A 21,904-nucleotide genomic window follows, 5' to 3' on the forward strand; every position below is an offset into this window, starting at 1 on the left:
CGGGCGGGGCCGCGGGGGGGGGGGGGGGGGGGCGGTCGCCGCGGCGCGCGCCCGCCCCCCCCCCCCCCCCCCGCGGCCGCCCGCCCCCCCCCCCCCCCCCCGCGCCCCCCCCCCCCGCCCCCCCCCCCCCCCCCCCCCCCCCCCCTCGATGGAAGGCTTATGCCCCGGGTTCGTGGCAAACCACTTCGATGTTGTGCCCGTCCGGACCAATGACGAAAGCTGCATAGTAGTTCGCGTGGTAGTGGGGGCGCAGACCAGGCGCACCATTGTCTTTGCCACCGGCCTCCAGAGCCGCGCGATAGAAAGCTTCGACTTGCTGGCGATTGTCGGCCGTGAACGCCAAGTGAAGATGCGCCGGCTTCTCCGCGGTTTGGTACAGGCACAATGAAGCCTTACCCTTTGGGCTAAGCTCGACACCGTATGTCGGCGGTCCCTCCGAGACGACAGCTACGCCGAGCGGTTCGAGCGCCTTGAGGAAGAACACTTTGCTCGCTGCATAGTCGCTAACTCCGAATTTGACGTGGTCAAACATGAGTTCTCCTGAAGTGTGTGGGACTGCCTGACGGAGAGGCAACCGGGACCTGCACCCTGCCGCGCACCTTAACCTGGCCAATTGTATTCACAAGAACACGCATGTTCTTTAGAAGACAGGGATGATCGTTCTCACGAAATTACGCGAGCTCAATATCTCAGCGGCTGCCGCCGGCATTCGGCCTTTGCATCTCAGCGCTGCGAGCGGGCTCGTGTGTCTCAATTCGATCATGTACGTTGTTGCCGACGATGAGCTTCACCTAGGCGTGTTTTCCGTTGCGGACCGCAAGCCGGGGCATCTGATCCGCGTGTTTGATGGTGTGTTGCCGGGTTCCAAGGCTGCCCGTAAGCGGCAAAAACCCGATCTCGAAGCGCTTGCATTCCTTCCCGCTTTCCGGGATTTTCCTCATGGCGCGCTCTTGGCTTTTGGCTCAGGGTCCAGGCCCAACCGCCGCAGGGGCGTTCTACTTGGACTTGACCCCCATGGCGTCATCTGCGGGTCGCCGCGGAGCCTGGATCTTTCCCCCATCCTTGTTCCGCTCAACGAGGAATTTTCCGAGGTCAACATCGAAGGCGTGGTCGTCGTTTCCGATGAGCTGCGCCTGTTTCAGCGCGGGAACAAGGGGCAAGCCGGCAACGCGATCATACGGTTCCAGCTTTCGACGGTCCTGGATGCGTTGCAGAGCGAGCGCATCGGCGCCATCAAGCCATCCGCTATCAGCCGGCTGGACCTGGGTTCCATCCACGGTGTTCCTTTCTCCTTCACGGACGCAGCGGCTCTGCCTAATGGCGACATGGTTTTCAGTGCCGTTGCAGAAGATACCGAAGATGCATTCCGCGATGGACCCTGCATCGGCGCTCTTATTGGGATAGCTGACAACAATGGCGACCTGCGTTCGTTGCACCGATTTGATCGCCCATACAAGATCGAGGGCATCGACGCTCGATTGGATGGAAATCGTCTGGATCTTCTACTCGTCACTGACGCGGACAACCCCGATATACCTGCGGTACTTCTTTCCAGCACCATGAATATTCCTGATCTCTAATATATTGGGGCCAGCGCCCTCACCAGCATATTCTCGTCATTCTTGTCCTGTGCCTACTTGCGCGTCAGGCTAAAGGAGAAATGGCTGCCGCGGTGATAGTCGATCGCGTAGTTCACCGGGACGCCGGCTGCGTTGAAGCAGGTTTCGGTGATGAGCAGGGCTGGCCCGAAATCCCTGAGGTCATGGCGCTCGATGACGTCATCGGGAAGCATGACGGAGGATACGCTGGCGGCGGACATGCGCGGGCGGCTGCCGTATTCCTCGAGCAGGTCCATCAGCGATCCGCTCCAGTCGAGGTCGTAGAGCTTCGCCGGGATGATGCTGCGCGGAACGTAGTCGATGCAGTAGAGGATCGGCTCGTCATCATGCAGGCGGATGCGCTCGATGCGGATCACGCGGCTGGCGGGCGAGAGATGCAAGCTGTCGGCGACGCGCGTGTCGGGTGTTTCCTCGGAAATCGACAGCACCTTGTTGATGGTCGTATAACCGTAGTGGCGTGCCATGTCAGTGACGCTCTCGAAGACCGTGATCGGGCGATCGACCTGCACGGCGGAGAGCGCAGAAACGAAGCGGCCGCGGCCGTGCTCGACATAGATCACGTCGTCCTGTTCGAGCAGCTTCAGGGCTTCGCGCAGCGCCGGGCGGGAAATCTTGAAGCGCTGCGTGAGTTGCGCTTCTGTCGGCAGCTTGTCGCCCGGTTTCAATCCCTCCAACCGGATGAGATCGGCAATCCGGTCCCGAAGCTGAATGGCCAGGGTGCGCGAGTCGCGAAGGGGCTCCTGCACGTCAATGCCTCATGTCGTCGTTGTTGATCGTCCGACCGTTCTTGTCTGACAAATCCTTGGCGGTCAAGTGTACGAAACCCCGGCCTGTAGGCCGTCCGCTTCGCTTCACGGCGGCATTTCCACAAATCGCGGAAAGCCGTCTTGACAGGCATTTCACTAGATGTCAGTTGTCTTACAACTAAAGAGCCGTCGCTTCCTGCAAACACCGAGAGCAGAACCATGCTGAATTTTGACGAACAGAGATTCCTCCGTATCCAGTCCGGCGCAGTCGCGCTGCAGAGCCGCCTGGAAACAGTGATCGTATCCTGTCTTTCGGCGGGCGCAGAGAACATCTTCTTCCTCGGCACCGGCGGCGCGGCGATCCTGATGCAGCCCGCGGCTCAGTTGCTGCAACGGCGCTCGCGCTTTCCTGCCTTCATCGACATGCCGGCGGAACTGGTGCTCACAGGCTCGGCCCACCTGACGGACAAGTCGATCGTCGTCATGCCGTCGCTTTCCGGCACGACGAAGGAAAGTGTAGCCCTTCTCGCCACACTGAAGGAAATCGGCGCGACAGTTGTGACCCTGGTCGGCCACGAGGAGACGCCGCTCGGCAAGGGCGCAGACCACGTCTTCGTCAACTTCGCCGAGGACGACACGTCCTGCGAATCCTTCTATCTGCAGTCGCTGTTCATCGCGCTCGCGATCCTGAACCATCGTGGCGAGATCGAAAACCACGCCGAGATCGTCAGCCAGCTCTCCCGCATGCCGGCGCTGCTGCTGGAGGTGAAGCGGGCCTATGAGCCGAAGGCGGAGGCCTTGGCCAAGATCCTCGCCGGCTCGGACTATCACATCATTACCGGTGCCGGGAACGTCTGGCCGGAAGCGTTCTACTACGGCATGTGCATCCTCGAGGAGATGCAGTGGATCCGCACCCGTCCCGTGCACGCTTCCGATTTTTTCCATGGCACGCTCGAACTCGTCGAAAAGGGCGTCAGCGTCATTCTCTTCAAGGGCGAGGATTCTGCGCGCCCGCTTGCCGACCGCGTCCAGAACTTTGCGCCGGGCTACACGGACAAGCTGACCGTTCTCGACACCGCCGAGTTCGCACTGCCCGGCGTTTCGGCCGATGTGCGAGCGCTCGTGTCGCCGGTGCTGCTGGCGACTGTGCTGGAGCGCATCAGCGCCCATCTCGAAGTCCTGCGCAACCACCCGCTGACGACAAGGCGCTACTACAAGCGCGTCGCCTACTGATATTTGCTGCTTGACGCGATAATCCGGAGCTGCGAATGCGCATCATCGCGTTCGCGGCTTTGGCGTCCTATCCCGAGATGCGCATGAAAACCTTCCGCTTCGCCGCCGCCGGCGACAATTGCATAGACCGCTTCCAGCCGCCGCTTTCGCAATCGCTTGTTGGCGGCAACGCTGTCAACGTTGCGGTACAGCTCGCCCGGCTCGGCCACGTCTCGTACTATTTCGGCGCCGTCGGTCCGGATCCGGCCGGCTGGCGAATGCGGCATCTCCTGGCTGACAACGGTGTCGACGTAACGCATATGCGGGAACGTTTCGGCGTCACCGCCTATACCGAGATTGACGTGCTTCCCTCCGGCGACCGCGTCTTCACCTTCGAGGATTTCGGCGTCTGCGCCGGCTACGAGCCGGACGCGGACGAGATTGCCGTCCTGAAGACCATGGATCATGTGCATATCGGCTGGATGGACGATGGGGGTGTTCTGCGCCGCACGCTCGCCGATGCCGGTATCAGTGTGTCACAGGATGTGTCCGTCAATGCCGATCCGGTCAATCTTGGAACCGAGGGCTTGACGATCGCCTTCGCCTCCGCCGGCGACGACGACGCGATGGCGGAAGGCTTGCTGCGCCGCCTGCTGGAATGCGGCGTGCCGCTCGCCGTTGTTACGCGGGGCAGCAAGGGGGCTATGGTCGGCGATGGAAGACAAACTGTTTCGATCGGCATCCGGCCGGTCGAGGTGGTCGACACGACCGGTGCCGGCGACAGCTTCATTGCCGGCTTTCTCGCAGCCCGTATTGCGGGTCTGCCACTCCCTGATTGCCTTGCAGCCGGGCGCGACCGGGCTGCTCTGACATGCATGCATGTCGGCGGCTTTCCGCAGCTGTTGCAGTCGCTTTGACGGGCCCGGCGGCTATTTCACAACGAGCAAACTCGAAAGCATGATGATTCCGGGCCAGGCGAGCACGTGCAGTTGCGCCCGCACAGCCGACCGCCGAAATCCGTTCGCGGAGAAACACGAAACTGCGGACTGCAACGAGGATCGGCGCGAGAAAGGCAGGTGGGCCTCCGCCAACGGTAGTTTGGCGCAGGTGGATCAGCCGTGACCAAGCAACAGCGCTGCCAGAGGGCGAGACCGGACTGGCGCGGTATCAGCCGCCCGCTTCGGCCGGTTGCGAAAGACTGGATCAACAGTGCAATGAGCGCGGTTGCGCTGCAACGAACGTCAGTTGTGGTGCCGGCAGCCCCGATGCCATGACCTTCATGGTGGCATCGGTGGCTGAGAAGATCGCGAAGGCGACAACAGCGAGAAGGGCGCCATGGCCGTTCGACGGCACGATCGACGCGCCGCCGCGGGCCGTGGCGGGCACGTCAACGGGCATTGAAGCGGCCGAAGCGTTCCTCGATGCGAGACTGGGTGTATTCCAGCCCGATCGACAGGATCCAATAGATCATCGATGCGGTGATCAGCATCTCGATGTGGCGGAACTCGGTCTGGCCCTGGGTACGGGCGAGGTACATGATTTCCCAGACGCCGACGACGGAGACGAGGGAGGAGTCCTTCAGCATGGCGATGAACTGGTTTCCGGTCGGCGGAATGATGACCCGCATCGCCTGCGGCAGGATCACGAGCGCCAGTGTCTGGTTGGGGCTGAGCCCGAGTGCGGTGGCGCCTTCCGTCTGGCCGCGTGAAATGCTCTGGATGCCGGCGCGAAAGATTTCCGTCATGTAGGCGCCGTAGCACAGCGATAGGGCCAGGATGCCGGCAGGCACGGCGCCGATCACATAGCCGACCTGCGGCAGGCCGAGATAGATGATGTAGATCTGCATCAGAAGCGGCAGGCCGCGAAACAGCGAGGTGTAGAAGGTGGCGAGGCCGTAGATGACACCATTGCTGGACAACTTGGCGATTGCACCGGCCAACGCGATGACCGTCGCGATCACGATGGAGATCGCGGAAATGTAGAGCGTCGTCACCACACCCTGTGAAATGAGAAAACCGATCTTCTTGGCGATGAAGGCGAAGGACAGGTCGAACGAGTAGAAGAAGAGCATCAGAAGCACGAAGAGCTCAAGCCAGACGCCGACCACCTGCTGTCGCCGTGAGAGCTGGCGCAACGCCTTCCAGTTGGCGGCAACGATGAGCGCGATCAGGAGAGACGAAACCAGCCGGCCCATGGTCGGGTTTTCGCCAAGCCAACCTGCCGTGGCGGGCAGGACATGGCCGATCCAGGCAGAGCTGACGCCAAGCATGTAGAGCGCAAGGACCACCAGGGTGAGGATCAGCAGCGCGCCGGCACGGCGCGAGGCTTCGGGATAGATGAGTATCAATCGACCGATCATGGTTCAGACCTTTCCCCGTATTTCAGGCGGCGCGCTCGCGCCACCAATCCTGTGCCTGGAGCTTCCAATAAGTGAGCTGGGCGACGGCAAGCCCGGCAAGCCCGCCCGCCCAAACGAGGCCGAACGGTTCATAGAGCTTGTAGCGTTCGGTCTCACCGAGAATGCCCTCGGCGATGACCTTGCCGCCGATCGCCGTCGTGTTGAGGCCATGCCCGCCGAAGGCCGTGCAATACCACACGCCGGGGCTCATGCGACCGATCTGGGGCATCAGATGGCGAGCGTAGGACATGAGGCCGGACCAGGCGGTTTCGGTCTTCAACCCGGCGAGTTGCGGATAGGTGCCGACCATTTCGGCGCGCAGCTCGCGCACGAGCGCATCCGTCGAAGCTGCGCGAGTGGTTATGCGACCGCCCCACAACAGGCGCCGGCCGCCATCGATCACGCGGTAGTAGTCGCCCGCACGGCGGTTGTCGGCGACGGCGTCCTTCGTTGCGATCGCCGATGCGATAAGATCCGGCGCATCCTCGCTGACCATGACGTAGGTCGCGATCGGCAGGAAGGAGCGCTTCAGCTTTCCGTTGAGCGATCCGGTGTAACCACCTGTCGTGAAGACGACATCGCGGGCCGTCACGCCTCCGCCTGCTGTTTTCACCCGCTTCTGTGCGCCTGCCAGGTCCACGGATTTTACCGCGGACCTTTCGCAGATGCGGCCGCCAAGACGTTCGATCTCGCGGGCGATGGCGCGCAGATAGTTCAGCGGGTGCATGTGGAACGCATTGCGGTTGCGCAATGCCTGGAAATAGCGGTCCGACTTGAGGACCGCGCGGACCGCGTCGCGATCCATGAATTCGAGTTCGTAGCCGTAGCGCCGGCTGGTGTCTTGCGCATAGGCCTTGAGGCTTGCAGCATCGTCGTAGCGCAGCACGCTCATCAGGCCGGGCTGCGGCTGCGCGTCATCGATCGCAAGGGCACGGATGTTTTCACGGATGAACTCCATGCCTTCGATCGACAGCAGATGAAGGCTGCGGGCTGCTTCTTCGCCGGTGACACGCGCGATTTCGTCGCCGTCCGTTGCATAGCCCGGGCTGACGAAGCCGCCGTTTCGGCCGGATGCGCCGTAACCCACGCTTTCTGCTTCCAGAACAGCGACGCTTTTGCCGGCTCGCGCCAGTTGCAGGGCAGCCGACAGCCCGGCGAGGCCCCCGCCGACGATCACGACGTCGCAATCGTGCGAGCCCGACAGCGCAGGACGCGTTGTCTGATCCACCATGGTGCGTTTATAGTAGGTATCAGGATAGGTCATGATGTGCGGCTCCCCCAGATGCGTGTTGCGGCGCGGGCCAGATCGACCCACGCCGCCATGCTCGTCAGTCGGTGCTGTAGTCCTTGCCGTACCACTTGGTGGTTAGCGTGCTGAGAGTGCCGTCCTTCTTCATCTCCTCGATGATGCTGCCGACCTTTGCTGTCCAGTCCGGATCGACCTTCTCGGCGATCACGACGAGCGGCTCGCGAAAGGCATATTCACCTTCCAGGCTGCGGAGCGGATAGCCATTTTTGATGGCGTTGAGGGCCGTCTGCTCAGGCGCGATCACTGCATCGAGGCGCACGCCGCTGCCAAGACGAAGATCGTCGAAGGGCAACATGGAATCGGCAAAGGTTCGCACTTCGCCCGGCTCCAGTTTGTATTCAATCGGCGGCAGGCCCGGCGCGTCGATTTCCAGCCGGCGATTGATGAAGTCTTCGGACGTCGTCGCGGTCTCGACGCCGATGACCTTGCCGTTGAGGTCGGTCACGGACTTCGCCTCGCTGTCCTTGTGCACGACATAGACATAGGGGCTGTAGTAGTAGATGCCGACGAAATCGATGACCTGCGCGCGCGCTTTGGTCGGTGTTACGGAACCGACGCCGAGATCGTAGCGTCCCTGCCAACGGCCGCCGGTCAGCGTTGCCCAGTCCGGCGTCTCGAAGCTCACCTCGACGCCGAGGCGCTTGGCGATTTCGCGGGAGACGTCGATATCGAAGCCGACCATCTCGTTGCTGTCGTCCAGATAACTCTGGGGCGGCCAGCCGCTGTTGGTGGCGACGATCATCGCCTTCTTTTCCATGACGCGGTCAAGCGTCTGCCCGGCATGGGCAGAGACGGCCGAGGCGACAAATGCTGCGCCTACGGCCAATCGTACAAAGAGCTTCCTCACATGATCCTCCTACTCGATCCGTCAGCCACGATCCCCTTTTATGTAAGATGTCTGACAACTGAATGTGTCAGTGCTCGTATTCTGGAGTCAAGGCCGTCGAGGGGATGAAACCATGAAAGAATAAGATAAAATCATATGTTTCCGTTATGAATGGCAATCTTAGAGCAGGAGCATTTGAAATCGTCGCGGAGATTGGCTTTGCGCGTAGCGGCCGCCTTCCCACATTTTAAGGGAGGCCAGCCTGGCGGGCCCGCGCGCCACACCTTTCCGAGATTCAGGATCGCCGATGCATCGAGCGCGTCCTTGACCCGACGCGCGAGCGACTGTTGGCCGAAACCAGGCTGAATGGTGAAGAGATATTTGATCGTAGCGTCGACGTCCTCATCTTGCGACTGAGGCGCAAGATTGACCCGATGCTGATAAAGACGCAGCGGAGCCGGATACCTCTTTGACGCCGACGTGACAGTCGCTTGCCGGATCCGGCACCGGCGGTAGGAATTTGGGTTGCGATCTCGCTGACACCGCCCGCCGCCTTTTAGCTGGTGCTCTTGGGTGCCTCTTTTTGCAACCACCCGTGGCCAAAAAGCGATCGATGGCATCGCGGTGAAATCCAGGCCTAGTTCCGCGTTGGTACAGAAGAGCGACAAGTTGGTCGCTCGCGACCTGGAAACACAGGGTTCACTGAAGCAGTTCGGATTTTCTCACGAGGTCACTTAAGGACCGGGCTTGCATCTTTCTCATGGCGCTTCCGCGATGAAGCTTGACCGTGATTTCGCTGATCCCCAGTTCATAGGCGACTTGCTTATTCATAAAACCATCTGTCACAAGCTTCATAACTTGCCTTTCGCGTGGTGTGAGACTTGCCGCACATTCGCGAACGTGTCTTCGCCTGGAAGCGATTTCACGCTTTTTTTTGCCTTCCTCGATCGCGGTGTTGACCGCGCTAAGGCGGTCATCTGCTTGGAATGGCTTCAAAAGAAAATCGATGGCTCCCGCTTTCATGGCGGAGACGCTCGTCGTGACGTCTCCGTCTCCAGTCATGAAAACGATTGGCACATCGAAGCCGGCCTCCGACAGCTTCCTTTGAAATTCGATGCCGCTTACGCCCGGCAGCTTCACATCGAGCAAAAGGCAACAGACAGCCTGAGGGTCGCCCCTATGGTTGAAATCGGTGGTATCGACGAAGGCTTCGGCAGGCATTCCGACGGCTTCGAAAAGCTCGAGCAACGACAAACGAAGCTGTTCATCATCGTCGATAATATGCACCACCGCGATGTTGGTGGCTGGCTCAACGGTTTTTGAATGTTCCGGCACCGCATCGCTCCCTTGGTGGTCAAGCCTCCAACGCTTCCTGGATCGCGATTTTACCGAAAGTAACTTCGCTGGCTATAAAACCAACGTTTGCCTCGTGCGACTTGCCTATCGAGAGGATCAGGATCGGTGAGTTCGGTCCCTACAGCGCCGCGCGTCTTATTAGACGCGCAAAGGTCGCTGTAGCACTTTGAATTACTGGATGTTTCCTTAAATCGAATACGATTTAAGGAAACATCCAGCAGTGGGAGCCGAATTCACACCCTAGCTGCCGCAGCAAGCTGAACCTTCGTTTGGGTTCCTGCGTTCACGTGCCTGGGCTACAGCACGACACAGTGGCTCCCGTCGTTTTGTGCGGCCGCGCTGACGCGAGTCTCTCATCTTTCGCGCGATGCCGGCAAAACCGTTACTCGGAGCACCTCATGGCGACGAACCTTCCTTCACTGCCGCTCGTAGTGCTGAACCTGCTCGGACTGGCTGGCATCATAGTATGGCACCTGCAGGGACGGGGGCGTCCCAATGCGCGGCTTGTCGTTCAGATCATCTTTTTCGCCGCGATGACGGCAACCCTCGTTGCAGCGCAGGTTGCACCTTTCCGGTTTGAGAGGATCCACCAGGAAGCGTCCACGCGGTTTCTCGTCGATTGCGCGAAGGTCCTGTGGTGGACACACCTGGCCTGGGCAGTGATTGGCTTTACGCGAATCTACATTGTCCTGGACAAGCGTCCCAGGGAAGCGCGTCTTATTCAGGACCTCCTGATCGCGGTCGTCTACCTCAGTACCGCCCTTTCAATCATGGCCTTCGTCTTCGGCGTTCCGATTGGTACGCTTCTTGCGACGTCCGGCGTTGTCGCGATCATTCTCGGTCTTGCCCTGCAGAATACGCTGTCGGATGTCTTTTCGGGCATCGCCCTGACGATTGGACGTCCTTATGTTCTAGGGGAGTGGATTTTACTGGCAGACGGCACGGAAGGCAGAGTTGTTGCAAGCAATTGGCGGGCGACCTGCATCCTCACATCGGCCAACAATCTTATCGTGCTTCCGAATAGTGTGCTCGCAAAGCTCGGCCTGACGAATTTCAGCCGCCCGACGGAAACACACCAGATCAAACTGCCAATAAGGATCGCTCCAACGCTGCCGCCGGGCACGTTGATGGAGGTCCTGCGTCTGGCTCTCGACAACTGCAACTTGATCTCCAAAGAGGTGCCACCGACTGTGTCGCTCAAGAAGATGGATGCTATCGGGATAGACGTCGAGCTGCTCTTCTATGTCTCAGGCCCGGGAGAACGCATAGCAGCATGTAACGAGGTCATCGATGTGGTCTTTCGTCATTGCAAGGCAAATGGCGTAGCGCTCGCTATGCCGGCCGGCTCTTACATGATCGGCACGGAATCTCTCTTCGACGACCACCTGGCGCCGACGATGCTATCTCCGAGGGAACTGCTACAGGCCATGCCTGTTTTCGCTGCATTGTCCCCCAGCGAGCGCAATGCGGTTGTCAGTCAAGCGAGCACACGTCAGTTTCCTGCAGGCACCATAATCGCTGCAGAGAGTGAAACGTTTTCAAGCTTAATGATCATACAATCGGGTGTTGTTTGCAGGCGGCGAAACGGGAAGAATGTTGCACGGCTTTCTCCTGGCGACTTCTTCGGAGAGTACGGCCTGCTTACAGGCACCCCGGAGGGCGGCACTTTCGAGGCGGTGACTGGGGTCTCCGTGTACGTCATCGGAAAGGAGGCGCTGGACAGCATCATCGGATCTCGCCCAGAACTCGCAGAGGATCTCGCATCACGGCTTAACAAGCCCATGTCCGGCGAACATGCAGGCGCTGACGCTCGCGTGCGGCAAATTGCGAAAGGGCCTGCCTTTTGGTCGATATCCAACGGGTAGAAGCTCTGTATCCACTGGGTCGCGAGTTTCCCGGCGATCGGCGGTAGGCATGTCTTAACGGACTATGGCCGTCGAGGGCGGCTCGATAGAACGCGGTCTCGAGGGCAAGGATGGGGGCGAGTTTTCACTCGACGCGCCCGAGCTTGCGCGGGAGCCTGACAAACTTCTGTATAGTTTCGGCTCCACTCGCCAGGCCTTAGCATTGAGACACTTCGTGTCCTCCGTGGTGCGCTACCATCCCGTCAAGGACCCGACGCTTAGCAAAATGCACACGGGGTACGCTCGATGTCGCCGAATGAGGTCAGATCTTTCTCTCGTGTGGAAGCGCGACCTGTGTTGGACGTGTCGGAGTATTGCAGGCAAGCAGGCATCAATGAAGCGGAAGAGAGACGGCTGATCGCATTGCTAGGTCGATATGCGTCCTGCCGCGAATTACAGATAATATCATTCGCTCGCCTTGCCGGGTCCGCTAGAGGCCGTAGGTCGGCACGCCCTGACGTACTGGTGATCTCATCGGCTAACTTGTGCGGGTCGCGCAGAGTATGTCGGCAGTCTCAGTGCAGGCAGCGAGCGGCCGTCGGCACCGCGGCCACGACGTTGAGGGTTTGGTCCAATGGCTGACAACGGCGCCTTAGGTTGATTTGATTCAGGCGCGGGGGCATTCAATCTCCCGAGAAGTCTTTCCAGCCATTCTTTACGACAAGGGATAAGGGAATGGCTGCCGATCAATAGTCGCGTTGCGCCGGCAACGACTCTGCTTAAAAAGGAAACCAATCACAAAGCTCGACGTTGCCCTTACGATTGCCTGTCGAGAAGTGGAAAGCGGTGACCGTAGTGATAAAGCTAGCGATCGCGGCGGTGAAGTCTGCGTGCTCTCGGCTTAAGTGACGGGACTCGGCGTATCGGACCGTCCGTCCCTGGTGCTTGATGGAGAACAACAGGTGAGCAAACACAGGCCCGTCGTGGCTGTCGTCGACGACGATCCAGTTGTGCTCGAAGCACTTGAGGATCTGCTGGAGGCAGCTGGCTATTCGGCCCGTGGGTTCCAGTCTGCGGCGTCATTGCTTCTCAGCGGTCTGTCCGATTTGGACGCCCTTATTACCGATATTGGAATGCCAGGTATGGATGGCTTTCAGCGATGCAATGCGGTCAATTCCGCGCGGCCGGAAATGCCGGTATTCCTGATGACAGGTCGCCACGACATTGAAGGCAAGCAAGCGGGACCTCGACCAGGGGTCTTTTCCGCAAGCCGTTCGACACTCGCGTTCTTCTTACGGCGGTCAGAGACGCATTGGTTCGATAACGTGCGAACTTGATCGATGGCTGATGCTCAACCCCGAGCCCCTGGGTTGACCGATTGTACTATTGTGGTGACGCTGGTTTAACCAACCTCAACTTGTCCCAAGCTGAGGTTGGCTGCCATGCGGCTCTAACGGTAACCTGTTCCTAATTCCCGCGGAGGCTGAGCTACCGGCAATCGCATGGTCAGTCGATTACCAGACATCGGCCGCTCTTTTTTCGAGGGCTATCAGCAGCAGTGGCAGTAAGCCAGCAGGTGCCGGGAGCATCGGTCCAGGTCCGCAGTCACGCCGAGCCGGCCTGCACGTTTATCGATGGAAGCGACCGCTTTGGGTCTGATGTGCACTCCAAGAAAGTTTCCTGCATCGGAAACTATTATTGCTTGGCGACTGCTTTGGGGATATGGTTTCCTTGATTGGAAACTAAGGGGTCGCCATGTCGCTAACGCTTTACATCCATCCGCTCGCGTCGTTCTGCCATAAGGTCCTCATCGGCCTTTATGAGAACGACACACCTTTCGACGCCCGGATCGTCGATTTCTCCGATCCGGTCTCGGCCGCCTCGCATGTTGACCGCTGGCCGGTGGGCAAAGTCCCGGTGCTGCACGATAGTGCGACCGGGCGGGTCGTGCCGGAGACCAGCATAATTATCGAATATTTGCAGCAGCATTATCCCGGCCCGGTTCAACTGCTGCCGACCGATGCCGGGCAGCTTTTAGAGGTGCGCCTGTGGGATCGGTTTTGCGACCTGCATGTTAGCGTACCGATGCAGAAGATCGTCACCGACCGCATCCGGCCAGAGGGTGCCAATGATCCACATGGCGTCGCCGAGGCACATGCGGCCATCGAAATCGCATATCAAATGATCGAAGGGCAGTTACACGGGAAGAAGTGGGCCGCAGGCGACGACTTCACCATGGCTGATTGCTCGGCACTGCCAGCACTGTTCTTCGCCTCAATCGTTCACCCTTTCCGGGACGATCAGGAGCAGCTCGCGGCATATTTGGACCGGTTGTTGCAGCGTCCATCTATCGAACGAGTCATCGCCGAGGCACAGCCCTACTTCAAATTCTTCCCCTATCAAGAGGCCATGCCGAAGCGCTTCCTAGAGGCGGCTGAATGATCGACCGGCATCCAGAGGATTTCAATCACTTGTTTCAGGCCTTGGCGGACCCGTACCGCCGAGGCTTTATCGAGCAACTTGCCAAGAGACCATCGTCTGTAAAGGAGCTTGCTGCCCCAACCGACGTACAGTTGCCGGCGGTCCTCAAACACCTGCGTGTGCTCGAAGAGAGCGGTATCGTGATGTCCGAGAAGATCGGCAGGGTTCGCACCTATCGTATGCGACCAGATGCATTCAAAACTATCAATCGCTGGATCGAACAGCGGCAGGCAGAAATGAACGCCGCCTTTGACCGACTGGCAGCCGTCATGGCCGAAGTGCCTGAGGAGAGGGATCACTAATGGGTGTGAGCGTCGACCACCGAACCTTCGTCATCGAACGGGAACTGCCCGGCAGCCCGGCTCACGCCTTCCGATTCTGGTCGGACCACCAATTGAAGCGGCGCTGGAGCGCATGTCATCCCGATTGGCAGATCATTGAGGACAGCTTTGATTTTCGGGTGGACGGTGGCGAGCGTTTGATTTGGCGCATGCCCGACGGGACCGTGCTGACCATGCTCGCTCACTTCCTCGAAATCGCCCCACGGCAGCGCATTGTCTATGCCTACGCCATGCGCAAAGACGGTGAGAACATCTCTTCTTCATTGGTAACAGTCGAGTTCGCCGGTGCCCCGGGCAGGACAACAATGACATTCACGGAGCAGGCGGTATTTTCCGACCCGAAAGATGGCGACATTCGCGAGAACGGCACTGGCGTGGGCTTTGATCGACTGCGCGAAATCATGTCTGCGGATACGGAGTCCGACGCGGCGTCATAGTGTTCGCTCCTGGTGCGCAATGCGGTCTTCCATCCATGCCGATGCTCATGTTCCGTGGTTCGAAATTGCGTAGCGGCTAAAAGGGAACGACGGCGTAGGCGTTTGGATATCAGTTCTCCAGAGTGGAAAGCAGATCCAGTGCCTCGCGCGGATTGAACCCAAGGATTGCTGCCAATTTCAAGACGTTCTACGACGTCAACTCGCCCTTGGCCGCTTTCAAGGCGGGCGACGAACGATTGATATTCGTCCATTTTGGTACCGAGTTCCGTTTGTGTTAGGCCCGCAGCCTCACGCTTTTCAATCAGCAGCGCGATTAACGCCTAGCGTCTCGCCGTTCCAAGTGTTTTGGCCATGACCGCCCACCTTGTCCAAGATGGGTCTTCACCCGCCGACGAGGTGATTGAGTAGGCCTTTGCAATCTACGCAAAAGGCGATCGCCCATCGACCTGCGGGGCACTGTTCGGCGGTCGATAGCGTCTACTCCTTCATAGCGGCCTCTTCATCAGCAACTTTTCGCGGCGGTCGACTGAGAGCACAGGCTGCCCCCCAACTTAGGTGTAGCTCGTCTGCCAACACGCTTCAAAATAAAGTTCGCGACGTGGTTCGTGACCGACACGCCTCGAAGAAGCAAAACAGGAGCGCATCATGTCGCAGACAGAAACAAAGCCCCGTACGATTGGCCAGCAGGAGACAAGCATGAGCTTGGACAACACCTCACACCCCGGTAGAACGAGACCCGAAGAATTGGTTCCGTCGCGCTACGCGGTGCAGATCGGCGAGATTGAAGTGCTGGTGGTCAGCGATGGGGTGCTACCGCTTCCAACCAAGATGTTGGGACACAACGCTGACCCGGCGGTGCGGGCGGCTTGGCTGAACGACATGTTCCTTCCGCAGGACGCTTTCGACTGGGCGCTGAACGTGGTCGTGGTGCGTAGCGGCGCACAGACCATACTTATCGACGCCGGGCTAGGGTTGGACCCGGACTTGAACCTGCCGCGTGCCGGGCAGTTGATCAAGCGACTGGAGGCCGCGGGCATCGATCTTGCCTCCGTGACCGACATAGTGCTGACCCACCTTCACATGGACCATATTGGCGGGCTGCTCGTCGACGGGGTGAAGGAGCAACTGCGTCCGGACCTGCGGATCCACGTGGCGGCCGCCGAGGTCAAGTTCTGGGAGGCGCCCGATTTCTCCCACGTCTCCATGCCGCCGGGGTTCCCGGACGCGCTTCGGGCGACCGCCAACCGGTTCATGAAAGAGTACAGCAGCCATCTGCGGCTGTTCGATGAGAAGCACGAGGTCGCGCCGGGAGTGGTCGCTACTCGCACCGGCGGCCACACCCCGGGGCACTGTGTCGTCCGCGTGGCGTCCGGCGGCAACCGGCTGATGTTCGCCGGCGACGCCGTATTCGCGGTCGGGTTCGACCACCCCGACTGGTACAATGGTTTCGAACACGACCCCGAGGAGGCGGCCCGCGTTCGGACCGGTCTTTTCACGGAGCTGGCGGCGACCAAATCGTTGCTGGTGGCTACGCATCTGCCGTTCCCGTCCGTCGGCCATGTGGCCGCCGATGGCGACCACTTCCGTTGGGTGCCGATCTTCTGGGACTACTGACCGCCTGTTGAGTTAGGGCCGAACGAAACAACCGCATGCGTTTGAACAACTGATCGATCGCGAGCATCTCGCGCCCGCACCGCACCGGCTTGTGCTCCGACAGCATGAGGGGTAGGGAGCTCTGCTCGGGATCGGTCTGGCATTTCAAGCGGCACGCCATAGCGGTATGTAGGGTGTCCCCACGCCGGTTTGCTTTTCGGCCGCAATCAGCGACCATTGCCCGGTTTCATTGGATCGTTCGCTTCATCTGCTGACGGCTCACCGCGGCGATCATTCATGGTGACTTCGGCACGGGAAACGTTCTCGCCGAAAACGGACAGGTCTCCGGCGTTATTGACTTCGCGGGATGCGCGATGGGCGAGCCGCCCATGATCTGGCCAGCCTTTCCGCCGGCCTCGGCGAGGATTTCCTTGCGCTCATTCGCCCGCACTATCCCGGGATCGATACCATGCAGGGGAGGATACGTTTCTATCGCAGCGCATTCCCGCTGCTGGATGTCCTCTTCGGCCTGGAGCATGGAGATGACAGCGCGCTGACGGCCGGGCTGGAGACGGTAGGGCGCGGCTAGCGTTTTCCGGTGTACGCCCATGGTGGCTGAGCCGTCTAATATCCGCGTTTGATATCGATGGCTGCGGGCAGGACACCGGTCGCATAATACCGTTTGATATTATCAGCGACGATCGCGGCGGCCGTGTTCCTGTCGGTCGGCGCGGAAATATGCGGTAACACTGTCACATTGCCATGCTGCCAAAAAGGGGACGAGGCCGGCAAAGGCTCGGTATCGAACACATCGAGCACCGCATGCGCGATATGCCCAGTGTCCAGGGCCGCAATTAGGTCGGTGTCGACGATGATCGGCCCGCGGGAAAAATTAATGAGGCGCGTGCCGGCTTTCATGGATGAGAAGCGACGGGCATCGAGCAGGCCACGGGTCTCTGATGTCAGCGGCAACAGGCTGACGATGATGTCGCTTGTGCGCAAAAGCCGATCGAGGCCGCTCTCGGCGCTGACCATGTCGACGCCGTCTATCTGCTGTGGCGACCGTGCCCAGCCGGTAACCCGGAATCCGGCCGCCGTCAGTTGCTCAGCCGCCGCCCTGCCGAGAAGCCCCATGCCCAGGATTCCGACGGTGAGATCGCCTGGCCGACGATATGGGTGCTGCCGCCAGATTGCCGCCTCCTGCTGCCGGCGATAGGTGGGCATGTCGCGGTGAAGATAATAGGTCCAGGCCAGGATCGCTTCCGCCATGACCCGAGCCAGTTCGGGGTCTTCAAGCCTGACGATCGGGGGCGCTGCCTGGCCGAGTTCGGCCACCAGCCGCTCCACGCCTGCCCAAAGACTGTGTATCCACTTGAGACTGGGCAGGGCCGCCACGTGCCCAGGATCGGGATTGGCAACGATGGCGATTTCGGCGGCGTCGCGCTGCGCATCGTTCATCTCGTGGAAGGGCACGATCTCACTCTCCGGCAAAAGCCCGGCCAGGATATTTGCCCAGGCCCGTTGGTCGGCGCGGTCGATGCGCGTCACCAAAGCGATCGGCTTCTTCACATCCGGCTCCTGTGTCAGCGTGCAAACAGGCTATCGAAATCGGCAAACCCCTTGACCTCGATGGGATTGCCGCTCGGATCGAGGAAGAACATCGTGCGCTGCTCGCCGGGTTCGCCTTCGAAACGTACGACCGGCGGAATATCGAAGCGCACTCCCTTTTTTTCCAGTCGCTCGGCCAGCGCGAACCAATCGCCAAGGCGCAGGACCACACCCATATGCGGCATCAGCACGAGATGGTCGCCCACTTTGCCAGTCCGCGTGACCTCGAAAGGTTGGCCCAGATGCAGCGACAGTTGGTGGCCGAAGAAATCGAAATCGACCCAGGTATCCGTGCTGCGTCCTTCCTCGCAGCCCAGCACTTCGCCGTAAAACCTGCGGGCGTCGTCGAGATCCTTGACGTGATAGGCGAGGTGGAAAAGCGACTTCATCTATAACTCCTGTGTGTTCGGTTGACACAGGGATATCGTCTTGAGAGGCTAAGAAAAACTATGTTATTCTTTCTCTGAGAATAAGGGTTTCTAGTGGATATTCGCTTCCTGCAGAGCCTGGTTGCCACGGTGGAAACGGGGTCCATCGCAGCGGCCGCACGGCGTGAGAAGTTGACGCCCGCCGCCGTCAGCCAGCGCATTCAATCGCTCGAACGTGCCTTCGGATGCGTTCTGCTCGCCCGCGGTGCGCATTCTGCACAGCCGACGGAGGCCTGTCTTTCGCTGCTGCCGCGGGCGCGCCTGCTGATCCAGGAAGCGGAAAATCTGAAATATGACGTCGCCGGCGGCGGGCTTGCCGCAGAGTTGAAAATCGGGGCGGTCTCGACGGCGCTGACGGGCATTTTCCCCGAGGTTCTGGACGCTCTCTCCCGTCGGGCGCCGAGCCTGAAGCTGATGCTGCGGCCTGGTTCGTCGTTGCAGCTCTACGAACAGCTACTCGTGGGCGAGCTCGATGCCGCGGTGCTGGTCGAACCGCCATTCGCGCTGCCAAAGAGATTGAAGGCGCATGTCATTCGTTGCGAACCGCTTGTGTTCATCAGCAGGGATGCGACGGAACCTGACGATATCGCCGAGCGGATCCGGCAGGCGCCGTTCATCCGCTACGATCCGGGATCCTGGGGCGGGCGGCTGTCCTCGCAATATCTCGCCGATGCCGGGCTTGATCCGGACATTCGTTGCGACATGGACGCGCTGGAAACCATCGCGATGCTCGTTGCCAACGGAATGGGAAACTCCGTCGTCCCCGCCTGGCAGGGCCTGCGACGGGATGGTTTTCATCTGGCTGAGATTCCTGATGCAGCCAGCTATGAGCGGAGAATCGTCTTCCTGCATCAGAGCGTGCCAAGTCGCCCGACGCCGCTTGCGCTATTGAAGGAGATTCTATCGCAGGACTTTGCGGGCTGAGGGGCGTCGGCGAGGCGACTGGTGGGCATCGCGTCTGGTGTGGACGCGACGCCCATTGGGCTTAGAGCATTTCCAAAAAAAACGAAGCGGTTTTCCGTTAGGAAATGCTTGGAAACAAAGAGATAGAGTGCTTCGGCAACTCTACCTAGACCGTAAACTCTCTAGGAGAGCAGGAAGGTGGTTACGGGCAACTGAAGTGCGGCGGCGATCCGCCGGAGCTTGCCCGGATCGGTGTCGACGCCAAGCTCGATGTTGGTAATTTCGGCGTCGGTCAGCCCGCAGGTGAGCGCAAGTTCGTCGACACTGTAGCCGATGGCCTGGCGGGAGCGTCTGACGGCCTCGCCGATATCGACATGGGCCGAAGCGCCCGCGATGGTGGCATCAAAATTGTTTATCGAAACAGTCATGAAGTGGTCCTTCGGTTGTGCGCGAACAGCGAGGCTTTTCGCGTGAAGGCGGCGTGCAGCCATGAAAAACTCGGGCCAGAAACGGGCGCCGAGTGTGCAGTGCAATATAAGTCCAAAAGATGGCAGCGCAAGGCCTGTTGCCAATCGCGGCCGTGGAGCCGTCTCGATCAGCAGCACTCGGATGGATGGTGAGACGGTGGGAGGCGGTCCTATGGATACCTGCCTACAGGGCCGGCCGCCCTGATTAAAGGCAAGCCGCTGGCGCCCGGGTTCCTCGGTTGAAGAAAGCAGGTTTTAAGGGCGCGTCCGCAGCTCATCAACCAGCACGCGCGTATTTTCGGAATAGTCGATCGGGACATCGACGAGATGCACGCCGCCGCCGGCAAAGGCAGCCTCCAGCGTCGGCACCAGCATGTCCGCGCTCGTGACCCGAGAGCCCTTCGCACCATAGGCCTCCGCGTAGCGCACGAAATCCGGATTGCCGAAAGTCAGGCCGAAATCCGGAAAATCATCGACGGCCTGCTTCCAGCGGATCATGCCATAGGCGCTGTCGTTCAGGATGACGACGACCAGATTGAGGCCGAGGCGAACCGCCGTCTCCATCTCCTGGGAGTTCATCATGAAGCCGCCGTCGCCGCATACCGCCATGACGCGGCGCTCGGGATAGAGCATCGCCGCCATCATCGCCGAGGGCAGGCCGGCACCCATGGTGGCCAGCGCATTGTCGAGCAACAGCGTGTTGGCGACGTGGGTGCGGTAGTGCCGGGCAAACCAGATCTTGTACATGCCGTTGTCGAGGCAGACCACACCGTCTTCCGGCATCACCTTGCGCACGTCATGGACGATACGTTGCGGCGTGACCGGAAACCGGCCTTCGTCGGCGCCTTCGCTGAGCTTGTCGAGGATGGTCTGGCGCAGGCCGAGCAGCGGCGTTTCCGGATCGAGCTTACCGCCGAGCCGATCGGCGAGTGCCGTCACAGTCGTGCCGATGTCGCCGATCACTTCCGCGTCGGGATGATAGACCTGCTCGACATTGGCCGAGCTGTAGCCGATGTGCAGAACCTTCGGCCCGCCTTCGCTGCGCATCAGGAAGGGCGGCTTTTCGACCGTGTCGTGGCCGACGGAAATGATCAGGTCCGCCTGATCGATGGCGTCATGCACATAGTCGCGCTCGGAAAGGGCGGCCGTGCCGACATAGAGGTTGGAGCCACCGTTGACTGCGCCCTTGCCCATCTGGGTGTTGAAGAAGGGGATGCGCATACGACGAACAAAGGACGACAGCGCATCGACGAGCCGGGGCCGGCTGCCGGCCGCACCGATCATGATCAGCGGCCGCTTGGCGGCGAGGATGATCTCGACCGCCCGGTCGATGGCTGCAGCAGGCGCGACCGGCCGGTCTAGCGGGTGAACGGGAATGATCGGCGCCTCTTCGATGGTTTCGCCGGCGACGTCCTCCGGCAGTTCCAGATGCACGGCGCCCGGCCGTTCCTCCATGGCGACACGGAATGCATCGCGGACGGCGGCCGGAATAGCGCCGACGCTAACGATCTGCCGCGTCATCTTGGTCAGCGGCTTCATGGAGGCAACGACATCGACGATCTGGAAGCGAGCTTGACGCGCCGTCTTGATCGGCTTCTGCCCCGTGATCAGGATCATCGGCATGGCGCCGAGATTGGCATAGGCGGCACCCGTCGAAAAATTGAGGGCGCCGGGACCGAGCGTGGCTATGCAGACACCCGGCTTGCCGGTCAGGCGCCCATGGGTCGCGGCCATGAAGGCGGCCGCCTGTTCGTGCCGGGTCAAAACCAGCTTGATGCGGGATTTGCGCAGCGACTCCACCACATGCAGGTTTTCCTCTCCGGGCACGCCGAAGATGCAATCGACCCCTTCGTTCTCCAATGCAGCAACCAGAACGTCGGAACCCTTCATCATCTTTCGAACCCTTTCAGCGAGCATCGCAATATGTGTCGTTCATGGAGCGGTCCGGTGATTGCATGAGGCAGGGGACCGGGATCGCCGCCATCGAACAGTATCGTCCTCGATTGCAGACGCAACCGCATTTCGCGTTGTGTTTGAGCCTTGGCGGCAGTCGCCAGCGCGCCCGGCCAACCGGGAGACTGTTCGTCATAGGGTCTGGATGCTGTTGGCTTTGCACCAGCGGCTGGCCATTTTGGTCCTGTCGCGGCGAAAACCCCGGAAGTCCGGCATTTTCGCCCGGGTGCATTCGCCCATCTCGCCCTGTTGATAACTCCCGTCTGAATTTCCCCAATCTTTTCAGGACGTTGTTCGATCTTGGTTTATTTTTGCAATTGTCTGTTGACGTGTTCGGGGAGTGGGGTCTATAAGCCCGATCACTGACGAGGGCGGCGGCGCTG

Annotated in this window: 21 protein-coding genes and 4 pseudogenes; 13 read left to right on the plus strand and 12 right to left on the minus strand. The window is 60.2% G+C overall.

Annotated elements, in window-relative coordinates; genetic code table 11:
* Window positions 1-157 precede the first annotated feature (157 nt).
* Window positions 158-532 carry a VOC family protein gene (locus tag ABIE33_RS34695; protein WP_429133517.1) on the minus strand — a complete coding sequence of 125 codons (375 nt, stop codon included), beginning with the start codon at window positions 530-532 and terminating at the stop codon, window positions 158-160.
* A 121-nt stretch (window positions 533-653) separates the two neighbouring features.
* On the opposite strand from ABIE33_RS34695, the gene ABIE33_RS34700 reads away from it, so the two are divergent.
* Window positions 654-1,580: a DUF6929 family protein gene (locus tag ABIE33_RS34700; RefSeq protein ID WP_429133519.1), complete on the plus strand. Its 927-nt coding sequence runs from the start codon at window positions 654-656 to the stop codon at window positions 1,578-1,580.
* Between the two features lie 53 nt (window positions 1,581-1,633).
* Here the strand turns inward: ABIE33_RS34700 and ABIE33_RS34705 are convergent, their stop codons facing one another.
* Entirely contained in the window at window positions 1,634-2,365 is a 732-nt protein-coding gene (locus tag ABIE33_RS34705; RefSeq protein WP_429133521.1) for a GntR family transcriptional regulator, read from the minus strand.
* A gap of 219 nt (window positions 2,366-2,584) precedes the next feature.
* On the opposite strand from ABIE33_RS34705, the gene ABIE33_RS34710 reads away from it, so the two are divergent.
* Both ABIE33_RS34710 and ABIE33_RS34715 read left to right on the plus strand, forming a co-directional pair.
* Window positions 2,585-3,598, plus strand: a complete 1,014-nt coding sequence (locus ABIE33_RS34710; RefSeq protein WP_429133523.1) for an SIS domain-containing protein — start codon at window positions 2,585-2,587, stop codon at window positions 3,596-3,598.
* A gap of 83 nt (window positions 3,599-3,681) precedes the next feature.
* Entirely contained in the window at window positions 3,682-4,494 is an 813-nt protein-coding gene (locus tag ABIE33_RS34715) for a PfkB family carbohydrate kinase (protein WP_429133554.1), read from the plus strand.
* Between the two features lie 286 nt (window positions 4,495-4,780).
* On the opposite strand, the gene ABIE33_RS34720 is transcribed toward ABIE33_RS34715, so the two are convergent.
* The 4 genes from ABIE33_RS34720 to ABIE33_RS34735 form a co-directional block, all read right to left on the minus strand.
* Window positions 4,781-4,975: a hypothetical protein gene (locus ABIE33_RS34720; RefSeq protein WP_429133524.1), complete on the minus strand. Its 195-nt coding sequence runs from the start codon at window positions 4,973-4,975 to the stop codon at window positions 4,781-4,783.
* Window positions 4,965-5,936 carry an amino acid ABC transporter permease gene (locus ABIE33_RS34725; protein ID WP_429133526.1) on the minus strand — a complete coding sequence of 324 codons (972 nt, stop codon included), beginning with the start codon at window positions 5,934-5,936 and terminating at the stop codon, window positions 4,965-4,967. Before ABIE33_RS34725 ends, ABIE33_RS34720 begins: the two co-directional genes overlap by 11 nt.
* A 22-nt stretch (window positions 5,937-5,958) precedes the next feature.
* Complete coding sequence (locus tag ABIE33_RS34730; protein WP_429133527.1) at window positions 5,959-7,239, minus strand: NAD(P)/FAD-dependent oxidoreductase; 1,281 nt, start codon at window positions 7,237-7,239, stop codon at window positions 5,959-5,961.
* A gap of 64 nt (window positions 7,240-7,303) precedes the next feature.
* The gene (locus ABIE33_RS34735) at window positions 7,304-8,131 is read right to left on the minus strand and encodes a transporter substrate-binding domain-containing protein (RefSeq protein ID WP_429133529.1); all 828 of its coding nucleotides are present in this window, start codon (window positions 8,129-8,131) and stop codon (window positions 7,304-7,306) included.
* Window positions 8,132-8,442: 311 nt separating this feature from the next.
* On the opposite strand from ABIE33_RS34735, the pseudogene ABIE33_RS34740 reads away from it, so the two are divergent.
* Window positions 8,443-8,626: pseudogene (locus tag ABIE33_RS34740) on the plus strand (winged helix-turn-helix domain-containing protein); the annotation flags it as partial.
* A 183-nt stretch (window positions 8,627-8,809) separates the two neighbouring features.
* On the opposite strand, the gene ABIE33_RS34745 reads toward ABIE33_RS34740, so the two are convergent.
* Window positions 8,810-9,445, minus strand: coding sequence for a response regulator transcription factor (locus ABIE33_RS34745; protein WP_429133531.1), 636 nt, complete (start codon window positions 9,443-9,445; stop codon window positions 8,810-8,812).
* Window positions 9,446-9,864: 419 nt separating this feature from the next.
* Here ABIE33_RS34745 and ABIE33_RS34750 point away from each other — a divergent pair, with 419 nt between their 5' ends.
* The 5 genes and pseudogenes from ABIE33_RS34750 (at window position 9,865) to ABIE33_RS34770 (ending at window position 14,569) form a co-directional block, all read left to right on the plus strand.
* Window positions 9,865-11,331: a cyclic nucleotide-binding domain-containing protein gene (locus ABIE33_RS34750; RefSeq protein WP_429133533.1), complete on the plus strand. Its 1,467-nt coding sequence runs from the start codon at window positions 9,865-9,867 to the stop codon at window positions 11,329-11,331.
* Window positions 11,332-12,272: 941 nt separating this feature from the next.
* A pseudogene (locus ABIE33_RS34755) lies at window positions 12,273-12,634 on the plus strand (response regulator).
* Window positions 12,635-13,065: 431 nt separating this feature from the next.
* On the plus strand, window positions 13,066-13,752 hold the full coding sequence (locus ABIE33_RS34760) for a glutathione S-transferase family protein (protein ID WP_429133535.1): 687 nt from the start codon (window positions 13,066-13,068) through the stop codon (window positions 13,750-13,752).
* On the plus strand, window positions 13,749-14,093 hold the full coding sequence (locus tag ABIE33_RS34765) for an ArsR/SmtB family transcription factor (RefSeq protein WP_429133537.1): 345 nt from the start codon (window positions 13,749-13,751) through the stop codon (window positions 14,091-14,093). Before ABIE33_RS34760 ends, ABIE33_RS34765 begins: the two co-directional genes overlap by 4 nt.
* Window positions 14,093-14,569, plus strand: a complete 477-nt coding sequence (locus tag ABIE33_RS34770; RefSeq protein WP_429133539.1) for an SRPBCC family protein — start codon at window positions 14,093-14,095, stop codon at window positions 14,567-14,569. The genes ABIE33_RS34765 and ABIE33_RS34770 overlap by 1 nt, the downstream gene beginning before the upstream one ends.
* Window positions 14,570-14,678: 109 nt before the next feature.
* On the opposite strand, the pseudogene ABIE33_RS34775 reads toward ABIE33_RS34770, so the two are convergent.
* Window positions 14,679-14,883, minus strand: a pseudogene (locus ABIE33_RS34775) (helix-turn-helix domain-containing protein).
* Window positions 14,884-15,214: 331 nt separating this feature from the next.
* Between ABIE33_RS34775 and ABIE33_RS34780 the strand changes: the two are divergent.
* From ABIE33_RS34780 to ABIE33_RS34790, 3 genes and pseudogenes are all read left to right on the plus strand, one after another.
* A complete protein-coding gene (locus ABIE33_RS34780; protein ID WP_429133541.1) occupies window positions 15,215-16,183 on the plus strand; it encodes an MBL fold metallo-hydrolase in 969 nt (322 codons plus the stop codon).
* Between the two features lie 272 nt (window positions 16,184-16,455).
* A pseudogene (locus ABIE33_RS34785) lies at window positions 16,456-16,500 on the plus strand (hypothetical protein); the annotation flags it as partial.
* Window positions 16,501-16,529: 29 nt separating this feature from the next.
* A complete protein-coding gene (locus tag ABIE33_RS34790; protein WP_429133543.1) occupies window positions 16,530-16,751 on the plus strand; it encodes a hypothetical protein in 222 nt (73 codons plus the stop codon).
* A gap of 35 nt (window positions 16,752-16,786) precedes the next feature.
* On the opposite strand, the gene ABIE33_RS34795 is transcribed toward ABIE33_RS34790, so the two are convergent.
* The gene (locus ABIE33_RS34795; protein ID WP_429133544.1) at window positions 16,787-17,731 is read right to left on the minus strand and encodes a 2-hydroxyacid dehydrogenase; all 945 of its coding nucleotides are present in this window, start codon (window positions 17,729-17,731) and stop codon (window positions 16,787-16,789) included.
* 14 nt (window positions 17,732-17,745) lie between these two features.
* A complete protein-coding gene (locus tag ABIE33_RS34800; protein ID WP_429133546.1) occupies window positions 17,746-18,159 on the minus strand; it encodes a VOC family protein in 414 nt (137 codons plus the stop codon).
* A 93-nt stretch (window positions 18,160-18,252) separates the two neighbouring features.
* Here ABIE33_RS34800 and ABIE33_RS34805 point away from each other — a divergent pair, with 93 nt between their 5' ends.
* On the plus strand, window positions 18,253-19,122 hold the full coding sequence (locus ABIE33_RS34805) for a LysR family transcriptional regulator (RefSeq protein WP_429133548.1): 870 nt from the start codon (window positions 18,253-18,255) through the stop codon (window positions 19,120-19,122).
* 161 nt (window positions 19,123-19,283) lie between these two features.
* On the opposite strand, the gene ABIE33_RS34810 is transcribed toward ABIE33_RS34805, so the two are convergent.
* Window positions 19,284-19,529, minus strand: coding sequence for a helix-turn-helix domain-containing protein (locus tag ABIE33_RS34810; protein ID WP_429133550.1), 246 nt, complete (start codon window positions 19,527-19,529; stop codon window positions 19,284-19,286).
* A 294-nt stretch (window positions 19,530-19,823) separates the two neighbouring features.
* On the minus strand, window positions 19,824-21,461 hold the full coding sequence (locus tag ABIE33_RS34815) for an acetolactate synthase large subunit (protein ID WP_429133552.1): 1,638 nt from the start codon (window positions 21,459-21,461) through the stop codon (window positions 19,824-19,826).
* Window positions 21,462-21,904 lie beyond the last annotated feature (443 nt).

Origin of the sequence: Ensifer sp. 4252, from assembly GCF_050434565.1 — a bacterium.
Classification (GTDB): Bacteria; Pseudomonadota; Alphaproteobacteria; order Rhizobiales; family Rhizobiaceae; genus Ensifer.

Coding starts and splice junctions, on each gene's coding strand:
- ABIE33_RS34765 (WP_429133537.1), top strand. CDS start 13,749: ATGATCGACCGGCATCCAGAGGATTTCAATCACTTGTTTCAGGCCTTG.
- ABIE33_RS34695 (WP_429133517.1), bottom strand. CDS start 532: ATGTTTGACCACGTCAAATTCGGAGTTAGCGACTATGCAGCGAGCAAA.
- ABIE33_RS34760 (WP_429133535.1), top strand. CDS start 13,066: ATGTCGCTAACGCTTTACATCCATCCGCTCGCGTCGTTCTGCCATAAG.
- ABIE33_RS34720 (WP_429133524.1), bottom strand. CDS start 4,975: ATGCCCGTTGACGTGCCCGCCACGGCCCGCGGCGGCGCGTCGATCGTG.
- ABIE33_RS34750 (WP_429133533.1), top strand. CDS start 9,865: ATGGCGACGAACCTTCCTTCACTGCCGCTCGTAGTGCTGAACCTGCTC.
- ABIE33_RS34780 (WP_429133541.1), top strand. CDS start 15,215: ATGTCGCAGACAGAAACAAAGCCCCGTACGATTGGCCAGCAGGAGACA.
- ABIE33_RS34730 (WP_429133527.1), bottom strand. CDS start 7,239: ATGACCTATCCTGATACCTACTATAAACGCACCATGGTGGATCAGACA.
- ABIE33_RS34800 (WP_429133546.1), bottom strand. CDS start 18,159: ATGAAGTCGCTTTTCCACCTCGCCTATCACGTCAAGGATCTCGACGAC.
- ABIE33_RS34770 (WP_429133539.1), top strand. CDS start 14,093: ATGGGTGTGAGCGTCGACCACCGAACCTTCGTCATCGAACGGGAACTG.
- ABIE33_RS34710 (WP_429133523.1), top strand. CDS start 2,585: ATGCTGAATTTTGACGAACAGAGATTCCTCCGTATCCAGTCCGGCGCA.
- ABIE33_RS34700 (WP_429133519.1), top strand. CDS start 654: ATGATCGTTCTCACGAAATTACGCGAGCTCAATATCTCAGCGGCTGCC.
- ABIE33_RS34815 (WP_429133552.1), bottom strand. CDS start 21,461: ATGATGAAGGGTTCCGACGTTCTGGTTGCTGCATTGGAGAACGAAGGG.
- ABIE33_RS34725 (WP_429133526.1), bottom strand. CDS start 5,936: ATGATCGGTCGATTGATACTCATCTATCCCGAAGCCTCGCGCCGTGCC.
- ABIE33_RS34790 (WP_429133543.1), top strand. CDS start 16,530: ATGCGCGATGGGCGAGCCGCCCATGATCTGGCCAGCCTTTCCGCCGGC.
- ABIE33_RS34715 (WP_429133554.1), top strand. CDS start 3,682: ATGAAAACCTTCCGCTTCGCCGCCGCCGGCGACAATTGCATAGACCGC.
- ABIE33_RS34810 (WP_429133550.1), bottom strand. CDS start 19,529: ATGACTGTTTCGATAAACAATTTTGATGCCACCATCGCGGGCGCTTCG.